The following is a 4,221-nucleotide window of genomic DNA, read 5'->3' on the forward strand; positions in this document are numbered from 1 at the left end:
CGGTATTTCTGCGCGTAAGAAACGCTCAACTGAAGAATTCTGCCAACGCGGCGTCTCTCGGCTTCGCGCCTCATGTGCGGGCGCGCGAGGAAGAGATCGGACGGCTACCGCGCCCGACGCAAGCGAAATCCGATGACAAGGGTGCGGCGATATCTCCTGGAGCCGTGGCGATGCCGGCGCCGCGCCTATTGACCGGACTGACACAACGATTGACTGAGGCTCGCAGACTGAGCGAGGCGACCCGTACAGAATATGACGACTAAGCTCGGTCGATCGAGAACCGCAGAGCCAGCCAATCGAAACGATACTGTCGCCTGGCGCCGACACTTGAGTACGAAGACCCATGACTGACTTTGAAATTCTTCTCCTCATCAACGCGAGCGAAAGGGCGACAGAGGCCGTGTCCGCCTTTGCGGACGCATTCAGAGCGGAGCTGACGGAAAATGGCTACCGTCCTCGTAATGAGATCGATGAGGTCGTAGCGAGCTTGGGACCGCTGATCGCATTCTATCTGGCGAACGCAATTGCCTGGGGCGCGGATCGCTCGGGTCACGTCAGACATAAGCGATCCCCCGATGACGATGCGCATCCGCCTTCTCAAGTCGATGGGAGAGTGGTTACTGAGCTGCAATTCCTGTCAGACTTCATGTCCAAGCTGCCGGATAAGTCTCGGGTTAAGGGACGAACAAGCATATCGCTATATGCGATCCGCGAACTCCAGAAAGGCGCGGTGCTTGGATCCGGGGTGGCGTCGCACGCGCGACAAATTGACATCGCTAAACAAACGGCCGCGGCCGAAACTCCTCTCGGCTTGGGCGGCTCCAATATGGGGCCAGCGAGCGAAGGAACGGTATTCGGCTTTGTCGACCCCGGAATGATCACCGACGACAATTCCAGTAACGCGCGTCTTGTCGATCGTCTCACGGCCCGCGCGGGCATGGTTGGTGAGACGTCGCTTCTTCGGATCGATCCCGTGACGTGGGAGCTCAGCCCGGCAGCTGTGGACATATTGGCTAATGCCAATCGGGCTCGCCGTGGGAAGCACGTCTGCTTGCGAGACGTTAAGCGCCGTCTTGACGACGATGGACGGCGGAACCTCGCTTTTTGCGCTAGCCAGGCGACGCAGTTGCTTAAAATTGCACTTCACATGACGGAGCCGGGCGACGTCAATCATTCCAACAAGACTATCGAGCAGTGGCTGCACGCACCACCACTGAACCGCTTCATCGTTGGAATATTCGAGCTTTTGACGCCTACTCTCGGCGTCCCGTTCGAGCAGATCAGGTTCGCTCGAAACATTCCACGATCCAAGGATGAAGTGTCGGAACGAGGAAATTTTGACCAGCTGACGAAGTCGGCATGGGACTTGGCAAGCGTCGGCTATGATTGCGCCAAGTCGATTATCATGGCGATCCCGGAGTTGCACGGCACCGATCTCGATATCGGTGCGGGGCTTATGGAAATCTCTGAAGGGGAGCAAAGAAAGGGCCGCAAAGATCGAAAAACGACCGGCCGTACAGAAACCACCGAAGAAATTCAATCCAGATTGGTGACCGGACGGGATATCCTGATCGCAAAAATCTGGGCTCTGCGGCATGACATGCTGACCCTGCGAGGGTATGCGGTTTTTATGGATTGGTATAGCGCCGCTCTGATGGAACCGCTGCCTCCGCATCTGTGGAACGAATTTCTGCGCCAGATTTTCAATGAGATCCAGGATTGGTATCGCGAACTGGAAGCGCGGTACAGGGAAGGCATTCTTTACAAACGTGACATCAAACGCCATGCCGGCGGCATGCCACTTGACGTTCCGACGCTGGCGCCACTGGTGCAACGTCACACGCTTGAGATGATGGAATATCCACTCAATCGCGGCCATGGCGCGACCATGAATGAAGAAGTCATCCTCTCCTTGTTGGAATCGCTAAGCGCGAATCATCCAGACATCCGAGATATCTGGGAACACGTGACAAAACGGGTCAAACCAATTCCGGCGATCAGGTCAGCATAATATTTTGATTGGTGTTCGATTTTTTCAGTTGTGCTGACCTTATCTCGGGATGTTGGCCGGTAAGGCCTTCAGCAACTGTCGTTTGCTCCTGATGCGCCATTTCGGCGTATCAGGAGCAAGCAATGACGAGTAAACCCCCGTCCACCCCTCAGCTCGAATCTCGTGCGGAAAAGAAGGTCATTACCGCACATAAGGAAGCGCTGAAGGGTACGGCCGCAACCATAATCTACACGATGGGGCCGAAGGGCGGCGTCGGCAAAAGCCTGACCGGGCGCCTGATCGTCGACGTCATCGCTGCCCAGCGGGATGTTCGTATCGCCCAGATCGACCGGGCTCCGACCCTGCCGCAGCTCTATCCAGACAAGACGATCACGATCGAGGCGCCCGGCGCCGAAGATATGCGAAGCGATCTTCTCGCCTCAATGCGCGTGTTCGAGCCGCTCGAGGAAATGGTTCAATCGATTGCCAAGTCTGAGACCATCGGTGTGATCGATGTCGGCGCCGGACAGAACCAGCGCGCTTTCCTCAATTTCGTGGCCCGCGCCAGGTTCGACCGATTTCTTGTCGATCAGGGTATCCGTCCGATCGTGCTGGTCTTGATGACGGCAGATCCCAGCGCAATTTCGCAGAGCGCTAACCTGATGGAAGAGCTTCAGCTTGTGCATCCGGACGCCGAGATCGTGCCGGTTTTCAACTTGCGCGACGGAGGATTCAAATTCTTGGCGGGTACGCCAGCTCACAAGATTTACAACGACAAGATCGTGCCGCTGTTGAAAGACCGCCGCCGCGTCACGCTACCCGCAATTGCCGCGGGCGCCTGGCCGCTGTTCGAGTCCGCTGGGATGACTTTTACCGAAGCGGTCATGGCGGATGAAGCGACACTGATTGCTAAATTGGGTATGTCCCGGCTGATGGTCACCGCGCTGCAGGGCTACGTCAGCGAATTTGTCTCTGTCGTGTGGCCGCGCCTCGGCGCCATTGCTGGCTTCTCTGTGGGGGCGTTCGATGCCGGTCGCTAATGGAATGTTTCCGAGCGAACTCGTCAGTCGCCTGAATGAAAACATCGGGCGCGGCAGAGCCGCGCGCGATGTTCTCGGTCAAAAACTTGCGGAAATGCCACCGCGCGACATTGCCAAGCTTCCGCGTGCGGTGCTGACCCGCATTGGTCCTGCCGGAATCGCGACTATGGCTCGGGTAGCGGCGGGAACCGACGACGCGTTGCCGGCAGCAATACCAGCCCCGATTCGGATCCAATCGCAGGATCGGCCGGCCGACGGGCCGCCACCGCTCTGGCTTGTCTGCTGTGCTGCTTCGTTGATTGTCATCGCGGTCACGATCTTCGCAGGAATATTGGATCGGCCATTGCGATGGGCAATTGCAAGCTCAGGATACCTGAGCGCCGACGACGTCGGTCTCTGCAACCGGCTCGATCGCTGGACCGAAGATTGCAATTTCCCGGTGACAGCTCAAGGCCTCAGCCCCGACGATATCGCGGTGCATCTCGGACGCGCCCAAAGTTCGTTCAGCATTTCCCCCACGACTTTGCACACCGACGGGTCCCTGCCCATCGGTACCATCGTTGACGTCCACCGCAATCGCGAAAGGTAGACTATGTCGGAACCTACTCATCCACTCACGCCGGTGGCGTCCCGTTCCGGTGCCGTTCTGGCAGGACTTTCATTTGCTCTGCTCGCGGCCGCAACGGCTTTCCTCATCCTGTTCGCCATTGTGCCCGCATTCTATTGGTCTACTCGCGATCAAGTTGAGTTGCCGTTCGACCTGGCGGCCATGCTGCGGTTGATCGTGATGTCCCACCATGCCGCCGCTCCTGTCCTGGTCTTGAGCGGCGAGGCAAGCGAGAGGTTGCGCGAACTGGCCACCTACGTCGCCGGTTGCTTGAATTACCCAATTGCATTTGGAAAGGCATTTTGGCGATTGCTGACCAGCATCGACATGGCGATCCAGCTCCCGCTTCGCGCGATCGGTACGGTTTTGGCGGGATGGGTCGTAGCCGTTCCAATTTATCGGCAGGTGCTTTCGCGAACCCCGAAACTGAGAAGTGCGCGTTGGATCGACGGGCCGCAGACGCTGTGGTTCGGCGCAGCGGTCGGCGCAGCGCGAAGCCGTCTGGCAGCATTGATTGCCCAGTTTCCGGATGGGGTCGAACTCGCGCCCGGTCTGCGGCTTCCCAGGCTGGCCGAACAGGAGTC

The 4,221-nt window shown here is 58.1% G+C and carries 5 protein-coding genes; all 5 read left to right on the plus strand.

Translation table 11 applies throughout. The features are described from left to right. The coding region (locus JHD07_RS28355; protein ID WP_291628189.1) for a hypothetical protein at nt 1-263 on the plus strand (263 nt) is incomplete at its 5' end. Between the two features lie 80 nt (nt 264-343). Continuing rightward, a complete protein-coding gene (locus JHD07_RS28360) occupies nt 344-2,011 on the plus strand; it encodes a hypothetical protein (protein WP_028139096.1) in 1,668 nt (555 codons plus the stop codon). A 122-nt stretch (nt 2,012-2,133) separates the two neighbouring features. Then, nucleotides 2,134-3,030 (plus strand): hypothetical protein, encoded by an 897-nt coding sequence (locus JHD07_RS28365; protein ID WP_291628193.1) that lies wholly within the window; start codon nt 2,134-2,136, stop codon nt 3,028-3,030. Nucleotides 3,031-3,034: 4 nt separating this feature from the next. After that, on the plus strand, nt 3,035-3,619 hold the full coding sequence (locus tag JHD07_RS28370; RefSeq protein WP_024342285.1) for a hypothetical protein: 585 nt from the start codon (nt 3,035-3,037) through the stop codon (nt 3,617-3,619). 3 nt (nt 3,620-3,622) lie between these two features. After that, nucleotides 3,623-4,221, plus strand: a 599-nt coding sequence (locus tag JHD07_RS28375) for a hypothetical protein (RefSeq protein ID WP_291628195.1), incomplete at its 3' end; no start/stop codon positions are given.

Source organism: Bradyrhizobium sp. (genome assembly GCF_016462955.1).
Classification (GTDB): domain Bacteria; phylum Pseudomonadota; class Alphaproteobacteria; order Rhizobiales; family Xanthobacteraceae; genus Bradyrhizobium.